The sequence below is a fragment of the Salinivibrio sp. PR932 genome, assembly GCF_001996125.1.
Taxonomy (GTDB): Bacteria; Pseudomonadota; Gammaproteobacteria; order Enterobacterales; family Vibrionaceae; genus Salinivibrio; species Salinivibrio proteolyticus.
In genome coordinates this window covers 1-2,054 of sequence record NZ_MUFM01000068.1, presented here as the reverse complement: position 1 = coordinate 2,054, position 2,054 = coordinate 1, and the positions used below count along the sequence as shown (strand labels likewise).

Below are 2,054 nucleotides of genomic sequence, written 5' to 3'. Positions count from 1 at the left end.
TAATAACAGTAACTTGTAAGGGTAATACTTCGTGGTTTATGATGGGAAACATACTGAAAAATACTATCGCACTATCTATTTCGCTGTTTATTGCTTCACCTCTACTTATTTCTTTTGATGTCGTTATTAATGGTTATTTTAATCCAGAGTTAGGGGTGTGGTCTCAATCATTTATTAATGGGTACTTTGCATTAGGTTTGTCAGTTATTCTTTTTCCACTAACCATTATTACTCCTATGGTTACTCATGAATGCCTAATAAATAGATTTAGTAGTCAGTCTAAGAGTTCAAAAAAGCAACATTCAGGCAATTTGATTGGTAAAAAAATTGTTGATAATAAAGTCTTAAATATTATGGCTACATGCTTTCTAGATATTGGGATATTTAGAAAAATTGTGGCGTATTTTAAGGAGATTATTGACAATCCGTGGGTTCTTTTATCCGATATAATGCTTTTGATTGTGATAGGTTGTGGTCTAGGTGTTGCTTGGGCATTCTTCTCAATCTTCTACGCACTAGGCGGCGGGACTGGTGCTGACCTAATCAGCCCGAATAGCTGGTAGTAACGAAGCACTTTACATTTGCGTAGGAGAGCCAGCTTCGAGAGACACTCCTATCAGGGAGACGCCTCTTCAGAATTAAATAGTAATGAAGAGGAGTCTCATTATTTTATATTTAATTGGACTTATTGCATTCACACTATTGTATTCACAGGCTCAACATCTACATTCATATTCCGTTCTAACCTTTACTCACCTGTTTATGGGGTGCGAGCACACAACTGAGTAGATTTAAATAGGAAAGAAGCAAGTTAGAATAATCTGTCAGTTCTGATAGGGATATCTTCTTATAAGCATGTCTATGTGCTTCTAATGATAAATGCTTATCGATAAATGCTTATCAAGGCAAATCATAACTAACTGTAAACTTAATTCTTACAAGAGGATTCCCCCTTCTCTGGTTGTCTTTAATTTTCTCAATATCGACTTGAAGATTTGTCTTTTCAGTAACTTCGTTTACTGGTAGCTCAACTAGACGCTTGAAGAAGTGCTTCTGATGTGAGGCTTCATCAAGCCCAAACCGTTGTCTTATCTCTTCAACTCTTAACTCAAATCCCCGTTTGTGAAGACCATTTAAAAACCAATGATAGTAGCGTGCAGCATATGACGAACTAAAAGAGTTAATAGTAGGTAAATTACATGTTTGATAGCCGCTTTCAGCAACGACAGCTGACATAAAATCTAGGGAAAAACTCAAAACAACAAATTTCTGTTTTTTTACATCGCACCTATGCACATAAACGGTGTCTGTAATCTTAGCTGGTTTAGTTTTAATAACACCATTTCGCTTCTCCTTGAACAAAATATCTGCTTGGCATAGCTCATCAACAGCCTTGTAGAGCACTTTGTAGTTATTGCTTGTCTTCTTTCCTGACTGGATAATTCTTATAGCCTCCGTCGCTGGAATTAGAATGGTTCGGTCTTCAATAAATTCATAGTGCCACTCCAGTGTCTTGTGATCATCCTCTTTACAGAATCTTTTGGCAGTGAAATAAGGCTCGTTGTCAAAACAACTCATTGCATAGTTCAATAGTCGAAGTGATTGAATACTTAGAGAGTAATCGGCAAAGACCAGTGAGCTTTTAAGTTTTACTTTATTTCCGCCATAGGGGTTAGCCGGAGGAACATTTCTAAGCGCCGAATCACTCAGTTGATATGGTCTTCTTTCTTTTGATTCTTGACGGTCAACAAGTCCATCTTGTGTTTGGAAAGAAAGAGAATCATTGGAAAGTAATTTAGAAAAATTATGCTGAAAAGTATGGCTTAATGAGTTCATTATAATGGTTTTCCTGAAGGCTAGTGAGAATTCTAAAATTGTCCAAGTGTCGAAAGAGAAAAACACGTCTACCAAATTGTGTAACCATGTGTCCCAAAGTCAGTAAGTCAAAGCTACCAACCACTATCAATTAATATACCAAATTAAGTACCCCAATGCCTCTGAAAGCATTGGTACATAAGGGCTGTGATACTCTCTATTACCTATTATTTATATAT

General features: G+C 36.5%; 2 protein-coding genes. One reads left to right on the top strand and one right to left on the bottom strand.

Annotated features, from left to right (window positions below; genetic code table 11):
* Positions 1 to 563: hypothetical protein (locus BZG84_RS16095; protein ID WP_206744480.1), on the top strand; the 563-nt coding region annotated here is incomplete at its 5' end.
* A 337-nt stretch (positions 564 to 900) separates the two neighbouring features.
* On the opposite strand, the gene BZG84_RS16090 is transcribed toward BZG84_RS16095, so the two are convergent.
* The gene (locus tag BZG84_RS16090) at positions 901 to 1,836 is read right to left on the bottom strand and encodes a replication initiation protein (protein WP_077482137.1); all 936 of its coding nucleotides are present in this window, start codon (positions 1,834 to 1,836) and stop codon (positions 901 to 903) included.
* Positions 1,837 to 2,054: the final 218 nt, after the last annotated feature.